Annotated in this window: 19 protein-coding genes; 7 read left to right on the top strand and 12 right to left on the bottom strand. The window is 74.6% G+C overall.

The annotated features are described in order from the left end of the window. Nucleotides 1-12: 12 nt before the first annotated feature. Nucleotides 13-696: a glycerophosphodiester phosphodiesterase gene (locus QP089_RS32660; RefSeq protein WP_285916869.1), complete on the bottom strand. Its 684-nt coding sequence runs from the start codon at nt 694-696 to the stop codon at nt 13-15. Nucleotides 697-766: 70 nt separating this feature from the next. On the opposite strand from QP089_RS32660, the gene QP089_RS32655 reads away from it, so the two are divergent. Then, nucleotides 767-1,645 (top strand): alpha/beta fold hydrolase, encoded by an 879-nt coding sequence (locus tag QP089_RS32655; RefSeq protein WP_285916867.1) that lies wholly within the window; start codon nt 767-769, stop codon nt 1,643-1,645. Between the two features lie 40 nt (nt 1,646-1,685). On the opposite strand, the gene QP089_RS32650 is transcribed toward QP089_RS32655, so the two are convergent. The 3 genes from QP089_RS32650 to QP089_RS32640 are packed head-to-tail and all read right to left on the bottom strand — an operon-like array spanning nt 1,686 to nt 8,709. Continuing rightward, nucleotides 1,686-2,489, bottom strand: a complete 804-nt coding sequence (locus QP089_RS32650) for a class I SAM-dependent methyltransferase (protein WP_285916866.1) — start codon at nt 2,487-2,489, stop codon at nt 1,686-1,688. Nucleotides 2,490-2,503: 14 nt separating this feature from the next. Then, nucleotides 2,504-2,938, bottom strand: coding sequence for an acyl-CoA thioesterase (locus tag QP089_RS32645; RefSeq protein WP_285916865.1), 435 nt, complete (start codon nt 2,936-2,938; stop codon nt 2,504-2,506). Continuing rightward, entirely contained in the window at nt 2,935-8,709 is a 5,775-nt protein-coding gene (locus QP089_RS32640; RefSeq protein WP_285916863.1) for a type I polyketide synthase, read from the bottom strand. The genes QP089_RS32645 and QP089_RS32640 overlap by 4 nt, the downstream gene beginning before the upstream one ends. 926 nt (nt 8,710-9,635) lie before the next feature. On the opposite strand from QP089_RS32640, the gene QP089_RS32635 reads away from it, so the two are divergent. Continuing rightward, nucleotides 9,636-10,709 (top strand): right-handed parallel beta-helix repeat-containing protein, encoded by a 1,074-nt coding sequence (locus tag QP089_RS32635; RefSeq protein WP_285916846.1) that lies wholly within the window; start codon nt 9,636-9,638, stop codon nt 10,707-10,709. Nucleotides 10,710-10,770: 61 nt separating this feature from the next. Here QP089_RS32635 and pyrF read toward each other — a convergent pair whose 3' ends face one another. Next, nucleotides 10,771-11,625 (bottom strand): orotidine-5'-phosphate decarboxylase, encoded by an 855-nt coding sequence (gene pyrF / locus QP089_RS32630; protein ID WP_285916844.1) that lies wholly within the window; start codon nt 11,623-11,625, stop codon nt 10,771-10,773. A gap of 87 nt (nt 11,626-11,712) precedes the next feature. On the opposite strand from pyrF, the gene QP089_RS32625 reads away from it, so the two are divergent. Next, nucleotides 11,713-12,306 (top strand): pyridoxamine 5'-phosphate oxidase family protein, encoded by a 594-nt coding sequence (locus QP089_RS32625; protein WP_285916842.1) that lies wholly within the window; start codon nt 11,713-11,715, stop codon nt 12,304-12,306. 31 nt (nt 12,307-12,337) lie between these two features. Here QP089_RS32625 and QP089_RS32620 read toward each other — a convergent pair whose 3' ends face one another. From QP089_RS32620 to QP089_RS32605, 4 genes are all read right to left on the bottom strand, one after another. After that, nucleotides 12,338-13,273 (bottom strand): CU044_5270 family protein, encoded by a 936-nt coding sequence (locus tag QP089_RS32620; protein WP_285916841.1) that lies wholly within the window; start codon nt 13,271-13,273, stop codon nt 12,338-12,340. Then, nucleotides 13,266-13,871: an RNA polymerase sigma factor gene (locus tag QP089_RS32615; RefSeq protein WP_353070654.1), complete on the bottom strand. Its 606-nt coding sequence runs from the start codon at nt 13,869-13,871 to the stop codon at nt 13,266-13,268. Before QP089_RS32615 ends, QP089_RS32620 begins: the two co-directional genes overlap by 8 nt. A 105-nt stretch (nt 13,872-13,976) precedes the next feature. Then, nucleotides 13,977-14,831: an oxidoreductase gene (locus tag QP089_RS32610; RefSeq protein WP_285916839.1), complete on the bottom strand. Its 855-nt coding sequence runs from the start codon at nt 14,829-14,831 to the stop codon at nt 13,977-13,979. 25 nt (nt 14,832-14,856) lie between these two features. Beyond that, complete coding sequence (locus tag QP089_RS32605) at nt 14,857-15,078, bottom strand: hypothetical protein (RefSeq protein ID WP_285916838.1); 222 nt, start codon at nt 15,076-15,078, stop codon at nt 14,857-14,859. Between the two features lie 45 nt (nt 15,079-15,123). Between QP089_RS32605 and QP089_RS32600 the strand changes: the two genes are divergently transcribed. From QP089_RS32600 to QP089_RS32590, 3 genes are read left to right on the top strand one after another with little or no spacing between them, the layout of a single operon-like run. Then, a complete protein-coding gene (locus tag QP089_RS32600; protein WP_285916837.1) occupies nt 15,124-15,636 on the top strand; it encodes an RNA polymerase sigma factor in 513 nt (170 codons plus the stop codon). Further along, nucleotides 15,633-16,091: a hypothetical protein gene (locus tag QP089_RS32595; RefSeq protein WP_285916836.1), complete on the top strand. Its 459-nt coding sequence runs from the start codon at nt 15,633-15,635 to the stop codon at nt 16,089-16,091. The genes QP089_RS32600 and QP089_RS32595 overlap by 4 nt, the downstream gene beginning before the upstream one ends. 46 nt (nt 16,092-16,137) lie before the next feature. After that, a complete protein-coding gene (locus QP089_RS32590; protein WP_285916834.1) occupies nt 16,138-16,569 on the top strand; it encodes a DUF3995 domain-containing protein in 432 nt (143 codons plus the stop codon). A gap of 22 nt (nt 16,570-16,591) precedes the next feature. Here the strand turns inward: QP089_RS32590 and QP089_RS32585 are convergent, their stop codons facing one another. Both QP089_RS32585 and QP089_RS32580 read right to left on the bottom strand, forming a co-directional pair. Further along, nucleotides 16,592-17,254, bottom strand: a complete 663-nt coding sequence (locus QP089_RS32585) for a response regulator transcription factor (protein WP_285916832.1) — start codon at nt 17,252-17,254, stop codon at nt 16,592-16,594. Beyond that, the gene (locus tag QP089_RS32580) at nt 17,242-18,399 is read right to left on the bottom strand and encodes a sensor histidine kinase (RefSeq protein ID WP_285916831.1); all 1,158 of its coding nucleotides are present in this window, start codon (nt 18,397-18,399) and stop codon (nt 17,242-17,244) included. Before QP089_RS32580 ends, QP089_RS32585 begins: the two co-directional genes overlap by 13 nt. A 131-nt stretch (nt 18,400-18,530) precedes the next feature. On the opposite strand from QP089_RS32580, the gene QP089_RS32575 reads away from it, so the two are divergent. After that, nucleotides 18,531-18,941: a DUF6069 family protein gene (locus QP089_RS32575; RefSeq protein WP_285916829.1), complete on the top strand. Its 411-nt coding sequence runs from the start codon at nt 18,531-18,533 to the stop codon at nt 18,939-18,941. On the opposite strand, the gene QP089_RS32570 is transcribed toward QP089_RS32575, so the two are convergent. Further along, nucleotides 18,938-20,404 carry a serine/threonine-protein kinase gene (locus tag QP089_RS32570; protein ID WP_285916828.1) on the bottom strand — a complete coding sequence of 489 codons (1,467 nt, stop codon included), beginning with the start codon at nt 20,402-20,404 and terminating at the stop codon, nt 18,938-18,940. The two genes, QP089_RS32575 and QP089_RS32570, sit on opposite strands and share 4 nt — an antisense overlap. Nucleotides 20,405-20,428 lie beyond the last annotated feature (24 nt).

The following is a 20,428-nucleotide window of genomic DNA, read 5'->3' as shown; positions in this document are numbered from 1 at the left end:
CTGGGGATGGGGTCAGATGTTGTCGCGCATGTTGAGGGCGGTGTCGGGGTGGTCGGTCACCAGGACGGCTACTCGGGGGTCGCCGAGGAAGCGGCGCATCAGGGGCTGGGCGTTGACCGTCCAGATCATCGCGGGGATCCCGGCGCGGCCGCACTGGCGCAGCACGCCGACGCGGGCGAGCCGGTGGTTCAGCGCGACCATGTCGGCGCCGGCGCGGCGGATCAGCCGCAGCGGCATGAAGTCGCGCGCGACGCCCGGCTCCCACAGGTTGCGGCCCACCGACAGGGCCGTCCTGGCCTGCGGGAACCGCTTCTTGATCTGGACGAGCGAGGACACCTCGCGGGTCGTCACCACGAACCGGCCGGGCCCGAACGCCTCCATCGCCAGCGCGACGGTCTCGTGCTCGCAGCCGCGTTCCTTGAGGTCCAGGTGGCCCTGCGCGCGGGAGGCGATGATCTCCATCGCCTCGTCCACCAGCGGCAGCGGGCGGGGTGACAGTTCCTTCGCCCGCCGGTAAGACAGCCGTGCCAGCGGCAGGCCGCCGATCTCCCGGTCGTGGTGGACGACGAGCCGCCCGTCGCCGGTGCGCCGGACGTCGATCTCCACGTACTCGGCCCCGGAGTCGACCGCCTCGCGCAGGCCCGCCAGGCCCGCCTCGTCCCGCCGATGCGCCGAGATCGCCGGCTTCGCTCGCACGCTGCGACGCTATCACCGCGCGGTTTCGCGCCGGTGGCCGGCGGATGCCCGTTTAGTATGGTTGCACTCCGTGAGTACGCCCCGGTTCCTGACCCTGCCCCCCGGCGTGAGCCGGACGACCGTCGAGACCTCGCGCGGCCCGTTCGCCGCCCTGGAGGCGCTCCCGGGGTCGCGGGTGCCCGAGCGGTGTCCCGCCCTCCTCGTGCCGGGCCTCACCGGCAGCAAGGAGGACTTCCTGGCGATGCTGCAGACGCTCGCCGCGTCCGGCCGCCGGGTGCTGGCGGTCGACATGCGGGGCCAGCACCAGACGCCGGGCCCGGACGACCCGGACGCCTACGGGCGCGCCGCGCTCGGTAGCGACATCGGCGCGCTGCTGGAGGCGCTCGGCCCCGAGCCGGTGCACCTGGTGGGGCATTCGTTCGGCGGGCTGGTGGCGCGGGAGGCGGTGCTGGCGGGCCCGGCGCGCCCGGCGTCGCTGACCCTGATGAGCTCGGGCCCGGCCGCCGTCACCGGGCAGGCCGCCGACAAGGCGCGGGCGCTCAGGGACGCGATCCCCGAGCTGGGCATGGCCGCGATCTGGAGTGTCGGCATGGAGCCCGACTACGTCGCGAGCGGCGTGCAGGCGGAGATCCTGGAGTTCCTGAAGGACCGGACGCTCGGCAACTCCGAGGCCGGGCTGGTCGGGATGTCCCGCGAGATCCTCTCCGCGCCCGACCGCGTGGACGAGCTGGCCAAGCACTGCGGCGACACGGGCCTGCGCACGCTCGTCCTGTACGGCGAGGACGACGACGTGTGGGATCCGCGCGTCCAGGCGGAGATGGCGGAGCGGCTGAACGCGTCCAGGGTGGTGATCCCGAGCGCGGCGCACTCCCCCGCGTGGGAGGCGCCGGAGACGACCGCCACCGCCCTCACCGACTTCTGGAACCAGACCGAGCACACGCTGAAATGATCGTGCGCGGGCCGCCGCGCCGCGGCCCGCGCACGAGCGTTCAGACGGCCGCGGTGAACAGGTAGTTCATCGGGAGGCCCTCGGTGCCGCGGGGCAGCGGCGGCCACGGCCAGCGGCCGAACGAGGCGCCCTCCTCGCCCGGCAGCCGTACCTCCCCGGCCGTCCAGCCGCACTCGGCGAGGACGTCCTCGGGACGGTCGGTGCCCCACAGCCAGGGGCAGCCGTCGGCGCGCAGCCGCGCCAGGCCCTCCTGCGTGAACTCGCTGATCATCGACTGGTGGGACAGCAGGTCCCCGGCCACCGCGCTGCCGGGCGCCGACAGCGACGCCAGCGTGGCCAGCAGGGCCCGGGCGCCGTCCTCCGGCAGGTAGAACAGCAGGCCCTCCACGATCCACAGGGTGGGGACGGGCGGTTCCCAGCCGGCGGCGCGCAGCGTCCCGTCCCAGGGGCCGGTGAGGTCGGTGCCGATGCCGCGCCGGTCGCAGCGGTGCCGGACGTCCAGCTCGGCGAGCCTCTTCTCCTTCCACTCCATGAGGCCGGCCTGGTCGAGTTCGTACAGGACGGTCCCGGTCGGCCAGGTCAGCCGGGCCGAGCGGGTGTCGAGGCCGGCCGCGACCAGCACGACCTGGGTGTGCGCGGACCGGGCGATGACCTCGTCCAGCCAGCGGGTGCGGATGGCGAGGAACTCGGTGGTGCCGGGGTTGTCGTAGCGTTCCCAGCGCGCGAACCCCTCCGGCCCGGCGAGGGCCTCGGCGAGCTCGTCGGTGAACAGGGCGTCGGGGCGGCGGGACTCCACCGCGCGGGCGGCGGCCGTCCAGCGGGCCGTCGCGGACACGCCTTCCATGATCCTTCTCCTTCTCAGCGGCGGCCGGCGGTGACGGCGTCGACGAGGCGGCGCATCGACTCCGGGAGCCGGGCGGGCGCCATGTTGCCGTCGGCGTCGGGCGTCACGCAGGCGACGCGCTGCTCCCCCGTGGCGACCAGCTCCTCGCCGTCGGGGCGCTGCCGCCAGTACTCGAACTTCATGGTCATCTGGGTCTGGCCGACCTCGCCGGGCGTCATCCGGACGATCACCTCGTCGAAGATCGTCAGCTCGCGGAGGTACTCGCACTGGCAGCTCACCGTGAGCAGCCGCACCCCGTCCCCGAACCCGGCGACGACGTCGGGGGTGTACTCGCGCAGGCAGAGTTCGCGGGCGCGGCCCTGCCAGCTGATGTAGTTGACGTAGTTGACGTTGCCGAGCAGATCGGTGTCCTGGATGGTGACGACGTGCCGGTACTCGTAGCCCCTCACGCCTCCTCCGTCAGGACGGCGAGGACGACGGGTCCGGCGACGCCGCGGACGCCCGTCGCCATCGTCGCGACGCGGACGTTCCCGGCGGCCAGCACGGCCCAGCCGTCCTCGTGGGTGGAGTGCAGGGTGAACGGCGTCCCGGCGGGCAGGCCCGCCTTGACCGCCGACTCGCCCGCCGCCCACACGCGGGTCGCGGCGGTGTCGAGGTCCTCGTCGAGGGCTTCGGCGAGGGCGAGGCCGTCGGCGCCGAGGAGGCCCGCCCAGGCGTCGCGGTCGCGGGCGGTGACCAGTTCCAGGTCGCAGCCGGGGGTGCTGGTGGCGAGGGTGACGCCGGAGCAGTGCGCGATCGACACGGTGTCGCCGCTGCTCGCCTCCGGCTTGCCGTCCGGGCGGTGCCGCAGCGTGACGTCCCCGCCGAGGAGGCGCCGGACGACCAGCCCGGCCGCCTCGCGGCGGGACGCGCCGTCCGGGTCGGTGTCGACGGCCGCCCGTCCGGCCAGGCCGAACGCGACGAGAGCGTGCTCGACGTAGGGGCCGAGGAGGGCGGGCACCCAGCCGGCGGGCAGCGGGAACTTCTCCACCATCCGGGTCGTGAAGCCCTCCCAGGTCTCGATCAGCTCGCCGTCCTCGTCGGTGACCTCCATGTCCCAGCAGTCCTCGTCCGTCCGGTAGCGGGCGTGGACGAACGCGGGCGTCGCGCCGGCCTGCGGGCCGGGGACGAGCCGCCGCACGCCCGCCGGGATCGCCAGGACGGTCGGCGCGCACAGCGCGAGCGGCTGCATGTAGGCGTCGCGGGCGGCCGGGTCGCCGAGCAGAAGCCTGGCGGGCAGGTAGCGGCCGAACCAGTCGACGCGGGTGTCGGGCAGCAGCCGGGCGGTGACGTGCGTGGCGTCGGCGCGCCGGATGTCGCCCATCAGCCGGAACCGGGGGCCGTGGAACAGCATCGGCCCGTACAGCTCGGTCTGCGGGTCGATCGCCATCGGCGGCAGCGCGGCGTTCTCCGGCCTGACGAGCCCGTTGCCCTTCGGTGCGGCGGCCGGGGCCTCGCAGACCGCACGGAAGTGGTCCACCTGGAAGTTGGTGGTACTGCACCGCACGACGGTCGTGACGGCGCCGGCCTCGTCGCGCAGCGCCGCGACCCGGACCGTCACCGTGGCGTCCTGCGCGACGGCGATCGCCCGCAGGAACTCCACGTCGGTCAGGATCGGCGCGGCACCCGCCTCGACGTCGAGGCCGAGCAGCGCCGCCGCGGCCTGCGCCATGATCTCCATGCCGACGGTGCCGGGCAGGACGGCCTCGGTGCCGCCGCCGAACACGTGCTCGGCGAGGTAGGGGTCGCTGCCCCAGCCGACCTCGGAGTCGGCGACCAGTTCGATGCCCGGGTAGTTCACCCGGGGCCGCTCCAGGAAGCGCAGCAGCGGCGGCTCGTCCGCGCCGAACGACACGGTCGGCATCTCGCCGAACCGTCCGGTGACGACGGCGACGACCGGCGCGTCCGGGTCGGCGACCAGCGCGCGCAGCATCGCCACGCCCTGGTCGGGCGTGATCGTGGTGACGCCGGCGCGGGACAGGTTCTCGACCGACCCGAGCCGCTCCCCCATGCCGACGCCCGACCACAATGACCATTCGACGGCGCGGAACCGGCAGTGCGGCAGCTCGGCGGCGAGCCGCTCGACCAGGTCGCTCTGCCATTCGTTGGCGACGGCGTAGTGGGCCTCGCCGCGCAGCCCGGCGCGTCCCGTCATGCTGCCGAACGTGACGACGAGCCGCAGCCGCGCCGTGTCGACGGCGGCCAGGACCGCCTCGAGCCCGGCGACCTTCGGGTCGATCGTGCGGGCGTAGTCGTCGTCGGTCAGCTCTTCCAGCAGCTTGGGGACGTTGCCGCCCGCGCCGTGCAGGACGGCGGTGACCTTCCCGAGTTTCGCTTCCGCCTCGGCGACGATCTCGGCGACCCGGGTGGGGTCGGTGACGTCGGCGCGCAGGTAGCGGGCGGTGACGCCGGCGGCCTCCATGCGTTCGAGGTTGGCGGTCAGCTCCGCGTCGCGGGCCGGGTCGGACCGTCCGACCAGCGCGAGCTTGGCGCCGCTCTCGCGGGCCAGGGCGAGCGCGCATTCGGCGGAGATGCCCTTGCCGCCGCCGGTGACGAGCAGGACGTCGTCCGGGCCGAGCGGCAGGTCGGTGCCGTGCGGCGCGACCGGCGCGAGGACGGGTTCGCGGCGGACGCCGCCGTCGTGGATCACCTCGCGGAACCGGGTCGTGGCGGCGGCGTCGGCCGCGACGCGTCCGGGCGTCGCCGGGTCGGCGAGGTCGGCGGACACGGCGGTGGTCGCCACCCAGGGCGCCTCCAGGTGCAGCGTCTTGGCGAACCCGGCCGCGCCGGGGCCGTCCTGGACGATCACGCAGCGCGTCACGTCCTTGGCGGCGAGCACCGCTTCGGCGCCCGCGCGGAGCGCCGCGAGCCGCTGCTCCCCCGGCGGGACGATCACCAGGACACCCTCGCCCAGCTCAGCGGCCTCCAGCGCCTCGCGGAGCGCGTCCGCGGCCGGGTGGTCGCCGACGACCCGCCAGGCGCCCGCGGTGCGGGGTGCGGCCCGTCCGGGGGCGGCGGTCTCGCGGCGGTCCACCGCGAAGGCCCGCACCCAGGGTCCGACGCCCGGCGGGACGATCCTCGCGGCGGCGGCCTCGGCGTCGTCCGTCCCGGCGCCGCCGTTCGCGACGAGCTCCTGCAGCGTCTCGGCGACCTGGCCGAGCGTCGCGGTCGCGTAGCCGGTGGGGGCGGCGGTCTCGGCCAGGTCGAGGGTCCGCATGGCCTCGCCGACCAGCTCCGACACCACGATCGAGCTGAGGTGCAGGTCGTCGAGGAACTTGCTGTCGGCCTGGACGGCCTCCAGGGGGAACTCGGCGCGGCGCGCGACCAGCGTGCGCATCAGCATCAGCGGGTCGTCGGTGTCGACCGCGTCGGGGACGTCGCCGCCGCTCCCGCCTCCGGACGTGGCGGCGCGCGCGGACGCGTCGGCGAGCAGCGCCGCGTCGACCTCCGGGACGATCTCGCAGAAGTTGGCGATGAAGGCCGGCTCGGCGTCCGGGTCGAACGGGCGGATCAGCCGGTCGGCGAACAGGTCGGCGACGCGGACGCCCGCGCCGGCGGCGAACGCGGCGCCGAGCGCGGCGAGCAGCCCGCCGAGCGAGTCCTCATCGGTGCGGGTCGCGACGGCCGGAACGCCGGTGATCTCGCGGGCCAGGTGGGTGAGGACCTGCCCGGGCCCGACCTCGATGAGCAGGTCGGCGCCGTCGGCCGCAGCGGAGAGCGCCTCGGTGAAGAGGACCGGCGCGGTGATCTGCTCGCGCAGCAGGCCGCGCAGCTCGTCCGGCGCCATCGCGGCGGACAGGGGCGCGCCGGTGACGGTGGAGAACACCTGGCGGCGCGGCCCGGCGAGCGGCTCATCGGCGAGCCGTCCGGCGAACGCGTCGGCGGCGGGCGCGACGAGCGGCGAGTGGAACGCGTGCGACACCAGCAGCCGGACGGCCTGGAGCCCGGCCCGGGTCGCGCGGCCGATCACCCGCAGCAGCCCGTCGGACGGCCCGGACACCACGGTCTGCTTCGGCCCGTTGTGCCCCGCGATGACAACGCCGTCGTCCTGCTCGGCGAGCAGCGCGGCGACGGTCCGCGCGTCGGCGGACACGCCCGCCATCGAGCCGCCGTCCTCGGCCAGCTCGCTCATCGTCGTGCCGCGCGCCGCGGCGATCCGCAGCAGCGCGTCCTCGTCGATGGCGTCCGCCCAGTGCAGCGCGGTGATCTCGCCGAGGCTGTGGCCGACCGCCGCGTGCGCCTGCACGCCCAGCCCGGTCAGCACGCGCAGCCCGGCCGCCGAGGCGGTCGCGATGCGCGGCTGCGCCACCGCGGTCTCGACCTGGTCGGCGCCGGCCGGCAGCGCGGCCGCCTCGTACAGCTCGTCGACCGCGTCGAAGCGGCGGCGCAGCGCCCCGCCGTCCGAGCGGGTGCCCGAGCCCTGGCCCGGGAAGAGGAACACGATGCGGGGCAGCTCGCCCGGCCCGCCGACGAACACGCCGGCCGCCGGGTCGATGTGCCGGGCGGTCTCCTGCTCGGCCAGCTCGGCGACGCGGCGGAGCGCGTCCGCCAGCTTCGCGGGGGCGCTCGCGACGACCGCGGCGCGCCACGGCCGCCGGTCGAGCCGTCCGGCCAGGTGCGCGGCGAGGTCGGGCAGCTCCGACCGCGCCGCCGCCTCGGCCACGGCGGCCAGCGCGATCGCGCGCTCGGCCAGCGCCGCCGGGGAGTCGGCGTCCAGCGCGAATAGCTCCGCGTCCTGCGGCGAGTTGAGCACCGAGCGGGTGCGGCCGTCGACGCGGGCGCGGCGGGACGGGCGCGGCGCCTCGACCACCACGTGCGTGTTGATGCCGCCGAAGCCCATCGCGCTGACCCCGGCGCGCAGCGGCTCGCCCTCCGGCCACGCCTCGCCCTTGCGCAGGACGCGCAGCGCGTCGCCGCCCTCGTCCAGCAGCGGATGCGGCCGCTCGCACCCGGTCGTCGGCGGCAGCACGCCCGTGCCGACCGCCTTCACGCCCTTGATCAGCCCGGCGATGCCCGCCGCCGCCTTGGTGTGCCCGATGTTCGCCTTGATCGAGCCGACCGCCGCCGGGACCGCGGTCCCGCCCGCGGCGCGGCGCGCCTCGATCAGCGTCTCCAGCTCCGCCGCGTCGCCGACCGCCGTGCCGGTGCCGTGGCCCTCGAAGTAGCCGACCTCGTCCGGGCCGAACCCGGCGCGCCGGTACGCCCGGTCCAGCGCGAGCCGCTGCCCGTCGGTCTCCGGACGGGTGATGCCGCCCGCGCCGTCGGACGACACGCCCCACCCGTCGAGGAACCCGTGCACGTGGTGGCCGCGCGCGACCGCGTCGTCCTCGCGCATCAGCACGACCATCCCGCAGCCCTCGCCCGGCCAGAACCCGGCCGAGCGGCGGTCGTAGACGCGCATCTCCTCGACGGCCAGCGCGCCCGCCCGGGAGAACCCGATCAGCTCGGTGGCGTCCACGCTGATGTCGACGCCGCCCGCGACCGCGAGGTCCATGTCGCCGGAGACCAGCGCGTTGCAGGCGGTGATGACCGACAGCAGCGACGACGCGCACGCGCCGTCCACGACGTAGCCGCCGCCGTTGAAGTCGAAGTGGTTGCAGATCCGCCCGGCGATCGTGTTGGACAGCCCGCCGGCCAGCGAGTCGCCGTCCGGCACCGGGAACGGCGCCTTGTAGGAGTGCTCCAGCTCCGCCAGCAGCGCCGCGAGCCGGTCGCCCGCCACGTCGTCCTTGAGCGCGTCCGCCACCACCCGCCGCACGTACGGCCAGCGCAGCCGCATCTGCGCCGCGCGGATCCCCTCGCCGGTCAGCGAGTTGCCGACGAGCACCCCGGTGGTCTCGCCCGGCGCGCCGCGCCCCTCGGGGAACCCGGCGTCGGCCAGCGCCTCCGCCGCCGTCTCCAGCGCCAGCCAGTGCGTCAGGTCCGCGTTGCGGAACGTCGACCCGGCGACCTTGAAGCGGACCCGGTCGAACTCCCAGTCGCGCAGCAGCGCGGCCTCGGTGATGTAGATCTGGTCGGCGGCGTCACGGTCGGCGCTGTAGTAGTCCTCCAGCCGGATCCGCTGCGACGGGATGCGCCGGAACGACCGGCGCCCGGCCAGCACGTTGTCCCACAGGTCGCCGGGGGTCGCGGCGTCCGGGAACCGGCACGCCATGCCGACGATCGCTATTCGAGAACTCACGGAAAACCCTCCAGAATGCGGGGCGGCGAACGGTCTGACGTTTGCCCTCCGCCCGGAATCCGGGCATGCCGGAATGACCACCGTGCGGAGGGGTGAAATAAATACGGCGACCGCCGCGAATGGCGTCCCGAGAGCGCGCGGACGACCACGCCGGCGCCCGCCCCGCTCCAAGATCAACCTAAGTTACTCGACTGTAGGCAAGCACTCTCGGCCCCGTCAAGCGACTGAACCGATCACTCGATGACAAATTTTCGCCCCTCCGGCGACCATTCTCGCCCCGGCCGTCCCCGCAGCGGATCGTTTCCACCGGACCGTTCCCCGACCACCCCTTTGACCGTTTCACCGCACACACCGCGACCAGCACTGGACCGAACGTAATGCCGCGTCCTTTTACCTGACACCACACCTAATAAAGCCCGCAGAAAAATGAATCTTCAACCGTTGCCGTCACGGTCGGCGACCGGAGAACCCCACACCGGAACCGGCTCGGCCCGAAGCCGCCCGCGCCCAGGTCCGTTCTCTCGAGGATCCGGGCAGGCAGTACGTCGACACAAGCACCTCCTCAAGAAGCTCCCACGCGATATCAACGAGCGCGGTCACAGAACGAGGATCGCTGCCGCGACATCGAACGCCGAAGTTCCCGCCACCGGGACCGATCGGCCTCCCGCGACGCTCCCAGCGAACTGCCCAAAATAAGCCATTTAGCCATAATGCCCGAGCGGCACTCCGATCGATCGGCCGAGAAAACCCCGTAATGCCGAAAGCAACGGCAAACTCGGCCGAACACGCGAAGCCCCTCCAATGTTTGTCTCTCCCGGCCTGACGGAATGACCTGCGCGGTTCCGACGAGCGGAATGCGGCGGGACCGGGCCGCGGGCGCGCGGGCGCGCGCGGCGAGCAGATCAGGCAGAAACGGAGAAAACTGAATGAGATGGACTATCGCGGGTTCGGCCGGCGCCGGCGCAGTGCTGGCCGGGCTCGCTCTCGTCGCGCCCGCAGGCCAGGCGGCGGCGCAGGACGGCAGCGCGTCCGGGCACCGGCCCCGCACCCATGTGGTGCGTCCGGGGCACTCGATCCAGGCGGCCGTCGACCGGGCCCGGCCCGGCGACACCATCCGGCTCCTCCGCGGCACCTATGACGGGGGCGTCCTGGTCAAGAAGCACCTCACCATCCGCGGCGCCGGCGTCAAGACCGTCCTGCGGCCCGGCGGCACCGACCACTGCGCCGCCGTCCAGTGGGCCGGCACCGGCATCTGCGTCGCCGGCCGCGCCGGCCACCCCGTCAAGGGCGTCACGATCAAGAACCTGACCGTGCGGAAGTTCGCGAAGAACGGGGTCTTCGGCTACTTCACCGACCGCCTCACCGTCGAACACGTCCTGGCCGCGAACAACGGCGAGTACGGAATCTCGGAATTCAATTCCACGCGCGGGCGGTTCGCGCACGACTGGGCCGCAGACAACGGCGACGAGGCCGGCTTCTACGTCGGCGACATCGCCAACGCGCACGGGACGGTCGTCACCGGCAACCGGGCCACCGGAAACGCCATCGGCCTGCTCGTCCGGCATGCCCGCAACGTCAGGGCATGGGGCAACGACCTCGTCGGCAACTGCGTCGGCGTCGCCCTCGTCGACGACAGCCAGAAGGGCGGCCAAGGCAACACCAAGCTGTGGAAGAACAACGTCTCGAAGAACAACCGGACGTGCGCCGCGCACGAGGAGGTCCCGCCGCTCGGCGGCACCGGCGTGCTGTTCTTCGGCGGCGACCACAACGTCGTCGAGAAGAATGTCGTCAACGGCAACCGGGGCAACCTGCCGTACTCCGGCGGCATCGTGCTCTTCCGCGGGACGCCGCCGCTGAACCGGCCCGCCCGGCACAACCTCGTCCAGCGCAACGTCGTCCGCGGCAACGCGCCGTTCGACCTGGTCGACAACAGCGGCAGCAAGACCAACCGCTTCCGCCACAACCTCTGCCGAACGTCCAACCCGGCCGGCCTGTGCTGACCTGACCGACCGCACCACGAACCGGCCGCACCGGTCACCCCCAACCGGTGCGGCCGCCTCCTCAGACGTTCGCGGCGGCTCGTCCAGGATCCGCCAGGGAGACGCGGCATTCACTCACCAGCCGCATGGTCTCCGAACGCAACCGGTCGGGGCCCGTCGCCAGCAGCGCGCGCGACGCCGAAGGGATCACGCGCCCGGACGCCCGGCCGAACACCCGCCGCACATCATCGGGCCCGGCCCCCTGAGCGCCGACCCCAGGAGCGAGGACCGGCCCGTTCACCCGCAAGGCCGCGCCTTCCAGACCCGACAGCGTCGCGCCGAGCACCACCCCGATGGAGCCCGGCCCGGCCGCACCGGCGTTGATCTGGGCGACCCCGTCGATAATCTCGTCGGCGACGCTCCGCCCGGTCGGGCCGACCGCCAGTTGCACGTCGGCCCCCTCGGGATTCGATGTGCGGGCCAGCACGAAAACACCGGCGTCGTTCTCCAGCGCCGTGTCGATCATCGGCCGGAGCGAGCCCAGCCCGAGGTACGGACTGGCCGTCACCGCGTCCGCGGCCAAGGGGCTGCGGCGATCGAGATAGGCCTGGGCATAGGCGGCCGTCGTGCTGCCGACGTCTCCTCGTTTGACGTCCAGGATCACCACCGCGCCCATCTCGCGCGCCCGGCCGATCACCTGCTCCAGCACCGCGATGCCCTTGCTGCCGAAGCGCTCGAAGAAGGCCGACTGCGGTTTGACCACCGCGGCGACGTCACCGACCGCGTCCAGCACACCACCGCAGAAACGCTCCAGCCCCGCCGGAGTGTCGGGCAGTCCCCAGCCCTCCACCAACTCGGAGCTCGGATCGATCCCGACGCACAGCGGACCGCGCCCGGCCAGCCGCCCCGCCACCCGCTCACCGAACGACTCACCCACGCCCGAACTCCTCCCACCCACCGCCATCCTAGGCAGGGCAAGGGTGGGGACCCCGGGGAGGATCGGCGGGTGGTCATACTCGGGGGCATGGGCAAGAGTTATGAGGGGATTGCGGGGCGGCTGCGGGAGTTCATTGAGGCGCAGCACATGTTCTTCACCGCGACGGCGCCGTTGGACGGGGATGGGACCGTCAACCTTTCGCCGAAGGGGTTGACGGGGTCGTTCGCGGTGCTCGACGAGCGGACGGTGGCGTACCTGGATTTCGCGGGGAGCAACGCGGAGACGATCGCTCATCTGCGGGAGAACGGCCGGATCACGTTGATGTGGTGCGCGTTCGACGGGCCGCCGAACATCGTGCGGGTGCACGGGCGGGGCGAGCCGGTGTTCCGGGACGATCCGCGGTGGGCCGAGCTGGTGCGGCATTTCCCGGACGTCGACGTGACCGCGCACGGGCTGCGGGCGATCATCGTGGTGCGGGCGGAGAAGATCCGCGACACCTGCGGGTACGCCGTGCCGTTCATGAGCTATGAGGGCGACCGGCCGCTGCACGGGTCGCGGTTCGCGCGGGAGACCGACGAGTCGCTCGACGCCTACTTCCACAAGAAGGAGCACGTCGCGACCAGCATCGACGGGCTGCCGGGGCTGCCCCTGCCGCTGCCGCCGCTCCCCGGGGACGCGTGACCCCGCCCGGCCGGCGGCCGGGCGGGGCGTGTCAGGGGCGTTGGAAGGGTTTGGTGACGACCGCCGTGGTCAGGAGGGCCGTGAGGTCGGTCTGGTACCCCTCCCCGATGTCCTGCACCGCCTTCCTGCCGAGGTAGCGGTAGGTGTTCGGGGCCAGGATGATCGCCAGGCTGCCCGGGGTCGTCCTGTCGTCGAAGGACCGGGCCAGCGCGATCCCCTGCCGTCCGAGCGCGTCCCTCTCGCCGCGGACGGCGTCGACGCCGGGGATCGTCGCGAGCGTCTGGAACAGCGCGGCCCGCAGCTCCGGCGGGAGGGTCATGCTCAGCAGGCGTCCGATGCGGTCGAAGACGAGCTGGTCGCGCGAGCCCGTGTTGTCCGGGTTCTGGCCCCTGCCGTGGGCGGCGTCGGAGTACAGCCGCGCGCGGAGCGCGGACGGGTCGGTCGGCAGGGTGCGGACGTCGGCATGCGGGCGCTGGTCGTCGTGGCCCGATCCGAGGGCGGGAGTCCGGCGCGGCCGGTTCTTGGAATCGCAGCGGCCCCAGTACCGCTCCGAGTACGTGGCGAAGGCCGCCATCGAGCCGTCCCGCCGGAGCCAGGTCTCCGTGCACTGCTTCTCGCCCGTCCTGCCGGGGTGGACGATCACTTCCCGCGTGTAGCTGTACGGCCCCGGTCTGACCGGGGGTCCGCTGCGGGCGGTGGCGGCGGCGTCGCGCAGCACCTCCGCGGCGGCGGCCGTGGCGGACCCGTGGCCGTCCGGTGCGACGACCTGCGCCACCGTGATCGCGGCGGCGGTGGCCACCGCGGCGGTCCCGGCGAGCAGGCCCATGACGGCCGGCTTCGGCAGGCGCGGCCACCGGCGGGCGGGGCGCGCGGCGGCGGTGAGCCGGTCGCGTCCCGCGCGCAAAGCGGCGTCGGCGGGCGGCGCGACGTCGGGTTTGGCCTCGCGCAGCATCGTCATCTCATCCATCGACGTCCTCCTCGGTGGGGTCGGCGCCGCCGAGCGCCGTGCGGAGCCGGGCCCGGCCGCGCGACAGCCGGGACCGGACGGTGCCCACGGGGATCTCCAGTGCCGCGGCCACCTCCTCGTAGCTCAGGTCGGCCCAGGCCACCAGGAGCAGCGGCTCCCGGTAGGCCTTGGGCAGGTCGGCGAGCGCCCGGGCGAGCGGGCCGCGCAGCGCCTGCGCGCTGACCCGCGCCTCGCTGTCGACGGGTTCGGCGGCCGTCTCGCCGCCGAGCCGTTCCAGCAGCAGGTAGCGGGCCGTCTCGGCCTTGCGGTGCCGGGCGACGAGCCGGGTCGCGATCCCGTACAGCCAGGGCCGGGCGTCGGCGCGGGCGAGGTCGTAGCGGCGGCGTTTGCGGAAGGCGATCAGGAACGTCTCGGCCATCAGGTCGTCGGCCGCGTCGGGGCCGAGGCGGCGCGCGACGTACCGGTGGATCGCGGGCGCGTGCCGGTCGTACACCGCGGTGAACGCGTCCGGTTCCGCGAGGGATCTGCGGATCAGCTCGGCGTCGCCCTGCGCCGTCGCGGCCGGACGGCCCGGCCGCGCCCGGATACCGATCACCACGCGGCCGGCTGTGTCGACGGCTCTGTCATCGGGGGCCTCCCAGGGATCGCGGTGTGCCTACACCGGTTATCCCTCGGACGCCGTCTCCGGGTTCCCGCGGACGGATCAGCCGAGGTCGGCGAGGTCCTCGGGGGTGAGGTGGACGTCGGCGGCGGCGCAGTTCTCCTCCAGGTGCGCCGGGGAGCCGGTGCCGGGGATGAGGAGGATGTTCGGCGAGCGGGCCAGCAGCCAGGCCAGCGCGACCTGCGGGACGGTCGCCCGGTGGCGGGCGGCGACGGTGTTCAGGCGGTCGGCGGTGAGCGGCTGGAACCCGCCGACCGGGAAGTAGGGGACGTAGGCGATGCCCGCCTCGGCGCACGCGTCCACGAGCGGGTCGTCGTCGCGCTGGGCGACGTTGTAGAGGTTCTGGACGCAGGCGATCGGCACGACCCGGCGGGCCTCGGCGAACTCGGCGGCCGAGACGTTGGAGACGCCGAGGTGGCGGATCAGGCCCTCGTCGCGGAGGGACAGGAGGGTCTCCAGCGGCTCGGCGATCGGGGTGCGGGCCTCGGCGAGTTCGCCCATGCGCAGGTTCACGACGTCCAGCCGGTCCACGCCGAGCGTGCGGAGGTTGGCCTCGACGCCGCGGCGCAGGCCGTCGGGGGTGAGGCCGGTCTGCTCGGGACCGGGCAGGTGGATGTCGGGGCCCTCGATGAGCGCGCCGACCTTGGTGACGATGACCAGGTCGTCCGGGTACGGGTGCAGCGCCTCGCGGATCAGCTCGTTGGCCGCCACGCCGTCCTGCGCGTAGTAGTGCGAGGTGTCGATGTGGTTCACGCCGAGTTCGACGGCGCGGCGCAGCACGGTCAGGGCCGTGTAGCGGTCGGGACGGGGGCCGCCCGGCCAGCCGGACAGCTTCATCGCGCCGTACCCGATCCGCCCGACGTCCAGGTCGCCGCCCAGTGCCCACCGCTCCGTCATGATCACAGCCTAGCCGCCGGCGGGCTCACGGCCAGCGGTAGGCGGCGCCCTGCGCGGGGACGTGGTGCGGGAGGTAGCACTTCGTCGTGACGTGCTCGTCCTTGCAGTCGAGGCACAGGTAGGTGCGGTGGCCGCGCAGGCCGCGGGCGCGGCCGCCGCAGGGCGGGCAGACGCACGGCGACCAGCCGACGATGACGTGGCCGGGCGCGAGGCGGTGGCCGCGGGGGCACAGGAACGGGACATGCACGACTCGAACATACTATCGAGTCATTCGAGGGATAGGGTCGGGCCGGTGAGCGCGCTCGATCCCGACGTCGTGAGGCGTGCGCAACGCGGCGACCTCATGGCGCTGAACGAGATGCTGGAGGCGCTCGCCCCGTACGTGCGGCGGCTCTGCGGGCCGATCGCGCTGCAGGACGCGCCGGACGCCGCCCAGGAGACGCTGATCGTGGTCATGCGCGAGCTGAAGGGCCTGCGCGCTCCGGAGGCGCTGTTCGGCTGGGTGCGGGTCATCGCCGTCCGGGAGGCGGTGCGGGTGGCGCGGCGGTCGTCCCGGACGGTCCCCGCCGAGCCGGCCGACCTGCCCGCGCCCGGCGACCCGTCGCTGGCCGCCGACGTCCGCGACGTGCTCGACCGCCTGTCGCCCGAGCACCGCGCCGTGCTCACGCTGCGCGACCTGGAGGGTCTGGACGAGGAGACCGCGGCGCGGATGCTGCGGGTGCCGGCCGGGACCGTCCGGTCGCGGCTGTTCCGGGCGCGGGCGCGCTTCCGGCTGAGCTGGCGCGACGAAGGGAGCACGACGTGACCTGGCCCGTCGGAGAGCTGGACGACGTGCGCCGGCTCCGCGCGCTGGCCGCCGCGTTCCCCGGCGCCGTGCTGGAGGAGGCGGTGCTGCCGGCCGCGTTCGAGGACGTGTGGACGGTGCTCGGCGACCCGGAGCGCGGCTTCCCCGGCCTGGTGCCCGACGTGCGCTCGCTGCGCGTCACCGAACGCGAGGGCGAGCGGATGCGCGCCCTGGTGCACGGCCGTTCGGGCCTGCGCGCGCACTTCGACATGGTGCTGCGTCCCGGCTGGTGCCTGATGCAGAGCCGCCTGCTGGTGTTCGGCATGGCCGCCGTCCCCGCCGGGGACGCAACCCGCTTCGCCTACATGGCCGGGGTCCGTGCGCCGGGTATGCGCGTCGCCGGCCCGCCGCTGCGGCGGCTGCTCGGCCCGCTCGTGCTGCGCCGCTTCGTCAGGCGGTTCACGCCGGAGGAGTGACGCACGTCACGGGAGTGCCGCGGCGGTCCCGGCTCCTCTTCCAGACATGGAAACCTACGAAATCGCCGCTCTGCTGACGGCCGCGGTCCTGGGCCTGGACGCGCTCCTGCACGTGTACTGGATGACCGGGCGCACCTGGCCCGCCCGCGACGTGACCACCCTGTCCCGCGGCCTGCTGAACGCCGACGTCCCCTTCACGCCGCGCGTGCTGGCCCCGCTCGTCCTGATCCTGTCGGTGGGGGCGGTCGCCGTGCTGGCCCGGGCCGACGTGATCCTGCCCGGCCTGCCCGGCTGGCTCCCGGCGGCCGGAGCCGCCGCCGTCGCCGCCGGGCTCGCCCTGCGCGCCGGCGCCGGCCTCGTCTGGGCGCTGGGCGTCGGCGCCCGGAAGGACTCCGTCTTCTACAAGCTCAACCTGGCCCTCTACACGCCCGTCTGCCTCCTGCTGACGGCCGCGACTATCGACGTGGTCATGGCCTGACGCGGACGCGGCCGCCCGGCGGTCAGGCGAGGCCGGCATCGTGCGCGAGCAGCGCGATCTGGGTGCGGTTGTCCAGGCCCAGCTTGGTGAGGATGCTGGACACGTGGGCCTTGACGGTCGCCACGCTCATGAACAGCTCGGCGCCGATCTCGGCGTTGGAGCGGCCCTCGCCGATCGCGACGACCACGTCGTTCTCGCGCGGGCTGAGCCTGGCCAGCGCGGTGCGGGCGCGCTCGTAGGCGCCGGCCTGGACGGCGGCCCGGTCCATCAGGCGGCGGGTGATCCGCGGCGACAGGATCGGGTCGCCCGCCGCGACGTGCCGGACGGCGTCGACGATCTGCGCGGGCGGGGTGTCCTTGAGCAGGAACCCGCTCGCGCCGGCGCGCAGCGCGTGCAGGATGTTCTCGTCGGTGTCGAACGTGGTCAGGACGATGACCTCCGGCGCCGGGTCGCGGCGGCGCAGGGCGCGGGTGGCGGTGATGCCGTCCACCCGCGGCATCCGCAGGTCCATCAGGACGACGTCGGGCGCGTGCAGGTCGGCGGCCTCGGGGACCTCGGCGCCGTCGGCCGCCTCCCCCACGACCGAGATGCCGTGGATGCCGTCCAGCATCATCGACAGGCCGGCGCGGACGAGCGCGTCGTCGTCCACGATCAGAACGCGCAGGGGGCGGTTCACGCCGGCCATGGTAGCCAGGCGCGCAGCCGGAACTCCCCGGCGGCGACCTCGTGGTCCAGCCGGCCGCCCGCCAGCTGCACCCGCTCGGTCAGCCCGACCAGGCCGGTGCCGGTGCCGGGCGCGAGCGGGGCGGTGCCGTCCGGCGGCAGCGGGTTCCGGATGTCGATCACCAGCCGGGTGCCCGGACGGCCCTCGATCGCCACCCGCACCGGACGGCCCGCCGCGTGCTTGCGGGCGTTCGTCAGCCCCTCCTGCACGACCCGGTAGGCGGTGCGCCCGGCGGCGGCGGGCAGCGCGGCGGGCTCGACCACCGCGTCCCGCAGCTGCACGCTGCCGCCGGCGTCCCGCGACTCCGCCACCAGGGCGGGCAGGTCGGCGAGGACGGGCTGCGGGCGGTCGTCGTCGCGGGCGTCCTCGTCGCGCAGCACGCCGATCACCTCGCGCAGCTCGTCGAGGGCCTGGTGCACCCCGGCGCGAATGACGCCGGCGGCCTGCGCGAGCTTCTCCGGCGGCGCGTCCGGGCGGTACTCCAGCGCGCCCGCGTAGGTGGCCAGCAGCGACAGCCGGTGCGCGAGGACGTCGTGCATCTCGCGGGCCATGCGGGTGCGCTCCAGCATCCGCGCCTCGGCGACGCGGCGGCCCTGCTCGGCCTCGGCGCGGCGGGCCCGCTCGCGCAGCGACGCCAGCAGCGCGCGGCGCGCCTGCGCCAGCGCGCCCCAGCCGACCAGCGCGCCGTACGCGAGGGCGACCAGCAGCAGCCACCAGGCGTAGGTGATGCCGCCCATGGGCCGCCAGAGCCCGCGCGCCGCGTGCGCGGCGATCCCCGCGGCGCCGACCGCGACCGCGACCGGGAACCGGCGCCGCTGCGCGACGTGCAACGCGCCGAAGGCCGCCGCGGGCGTCGCCGCCGGGGACAGCGCGGCCAGCACGGTCAGCGCGAGCGTGCCGGGCACCGGGCGCCGCAGGACGAGCGGCGACAGGACGCAGGCCAGCGCCCCGGCCGCGATGTCGAATCCGAGCGGCACCGGGTCCCCCGCGGGCCGGCCCCAGAGCGTCACCGCGCCGAGCGCCCCGACGGCGGCGACGACCACGGCCGCGCCGACCGCGAACCGCGGGCCGCGCCGCTCGTCTTCGCAGACGTTCTCGCTGTTCACGGGGTCAGGGTAAGGCGGGGCCCGGCGGCCGCGACACCTACCGAAGTAGGGGGTGCCCCGGGCCGGGGACGGGGCCGCCGCAGCCGCGCGCCCGATGCGCCGTGCCCCGCCCGGCGGCGATCGTTGCCGGCATGAACGAGATCACCGGAACCCGTCCCGCCGCCGGCGGCGTCACCGTCCGCCGCGCCCTCACCGTCCTCGCCGCGGCCGCCGCCGCCCTGCTGGTCTGGGTGATCGCCGACCCCATCGCCGGGGCCGGCATGCACGCCCGGGGGCGGCACGTCGGCCCGGCCGCCGTGCTGGTGTCCACGCTGCTGGTCGGGCTGGCCGGCTGGGCGCTGCTGGCCGTCATGGAGCGCCGCGCCAAGCGCCCCGGCCGCACCTGGGGGATCACCGCCGGCATCGTCCTCGGGGTGTCGATGACCGGCCCGCTGGACTCCGAAGGCCCGGGCACCTACGCCGCGCTGACGGCGATGCACCTGGTCGTCGGCGCCGTCCTGATCGCGGGGCTGGGGCGCACCGCCGTGCGCGTCCGCTGCTAGGCGACGGGCTTCGTCGTGTAGCAGTAGTTCGACTTGCTCTTGAAGTAGTGCTTGGCGCGGGAGTCGCTGTACCGCCAGCGGCATCCCGCGTCGAGCTGCGCCTTCGACATGAGCTGCGGGTCGCGCTTGTGCGCCACGCAGTACGCGCCGGGCGTCGGCGTCTCCCGGTACTCCTCCCACTCCCAGCCGTGCTTGGCGCAGTACGCCGAGAAATGGCCGGGCCCGAGCTCGACCCGCTTGTACGACGGTTTCGCCGACGGCCCGCTCGACGGCTTCTTCGACGCCGAAGGCCGCGAACGCGTCGGACTCGGGCTCGCGCCGGGACTCGCCGGGCTCGCGCTCGCGCTGCCGCCGCCCGGCGCGCGGCCCGCCTCCCCGGCCGGTCCGGGACCGGCCGCCGTGCCCGCCGACCCCTGCGGCGTCGCGCTGGCCGCGCCGCCGCCCGTGTCGCCGTCCGCCATCTGCATCACCGCGAGCACCGCGGCGCCCGCGACGACGGCGGCACCCGCCCCCACCAGGACACCCGTCCGCCGCCGGTTGCGCCGCCGCTCGTTCGGAACGGTCGACGCGTCCGCCGCCAAGTCACCGGCCGCAGCGGGCGGCGGGACGAGCGCGGGCGAGGGCGCGGGCATGCCGCCCGGCGCCGTCTGCTGCGAGCGGCGGACGAGCCGGTCCAGCAAGTTCTGCGCGGTCGGACGGCGGGCCGGGTCCTTGGCGAGGCACTCGGCCAGCAGCCCGCGCAGCGGCTCCTCCACGCCGTCGAGGCGCGGCGGCTCGTGCGCGATCCGGTTCATCACGATCGGGATGGACTCGTTCCCGAAAGGCGGACGGCCCGTCGCGGCGAACACCATCGTCGACGCCCACGCGAACACGTCCACCGCGGGTCCCAGCTCACCCGGCTGGAGCTGCTCGGGCGCCATGTACGCGGGCGTGCCGACGGCGCGGCTGACCACGGTCTGCGCGCCCGACAGCGCCCGCGAGATGCCGAAGTCGATGACGCGCGGGCCGTCCGCGCCGAGCAGCACGTTGTGCGGCTTGAAGTCGCGGTGCACCACCCCCGCGTCGTGCAGCGCGACCAGCGCCGTCGCCGTCGCGATGGCGAGCCGGTCCAGCGCGCTGCCCGACCGCGGCCCGCCCTCCCGCACGACGTCGCTGAGCGGCGGCCCGTCGACGTACTCGCTGACGATGAAGCGGCGGCTGCCGAACGCCCCGGAGTCCAGCACCTGCGCGGTGCAGAACCGGGCGACCTGCTTGGCGGCCTCCATCTCGCGGGCGAAGGTGTCCTGCGCTCCCGGGTCGCCGGCCAGCTGCGCGTGGAACAGCTTGATGGCGACGCGCTCCCCGCCGCCGTCGGGGACGGCGGCGTAGACGACGCCCTGCCCGCCCTCCCCGATCCGCCCGGTGATCCGGTAGCCGCCGAGCCGTCGCGGGTCGGTGGGTTCGAGGGGCTGGAGGTCCGGCACACCGGCACTATAACGACGGCAACG

Origin of the sequence: Actinomadura opuntiae, from assembly GCF_030283205.1 — a bacterium.
Taxonomy (GTDB): domain Bacteria; phylum Actinomycetota; class Actinomycetes; order Streptosporangiales; family Streptosporangiaceae; genus Spirillospora.
This window is presented reverse-complemented; position numbering and strand designations above follow the sequence as displayed.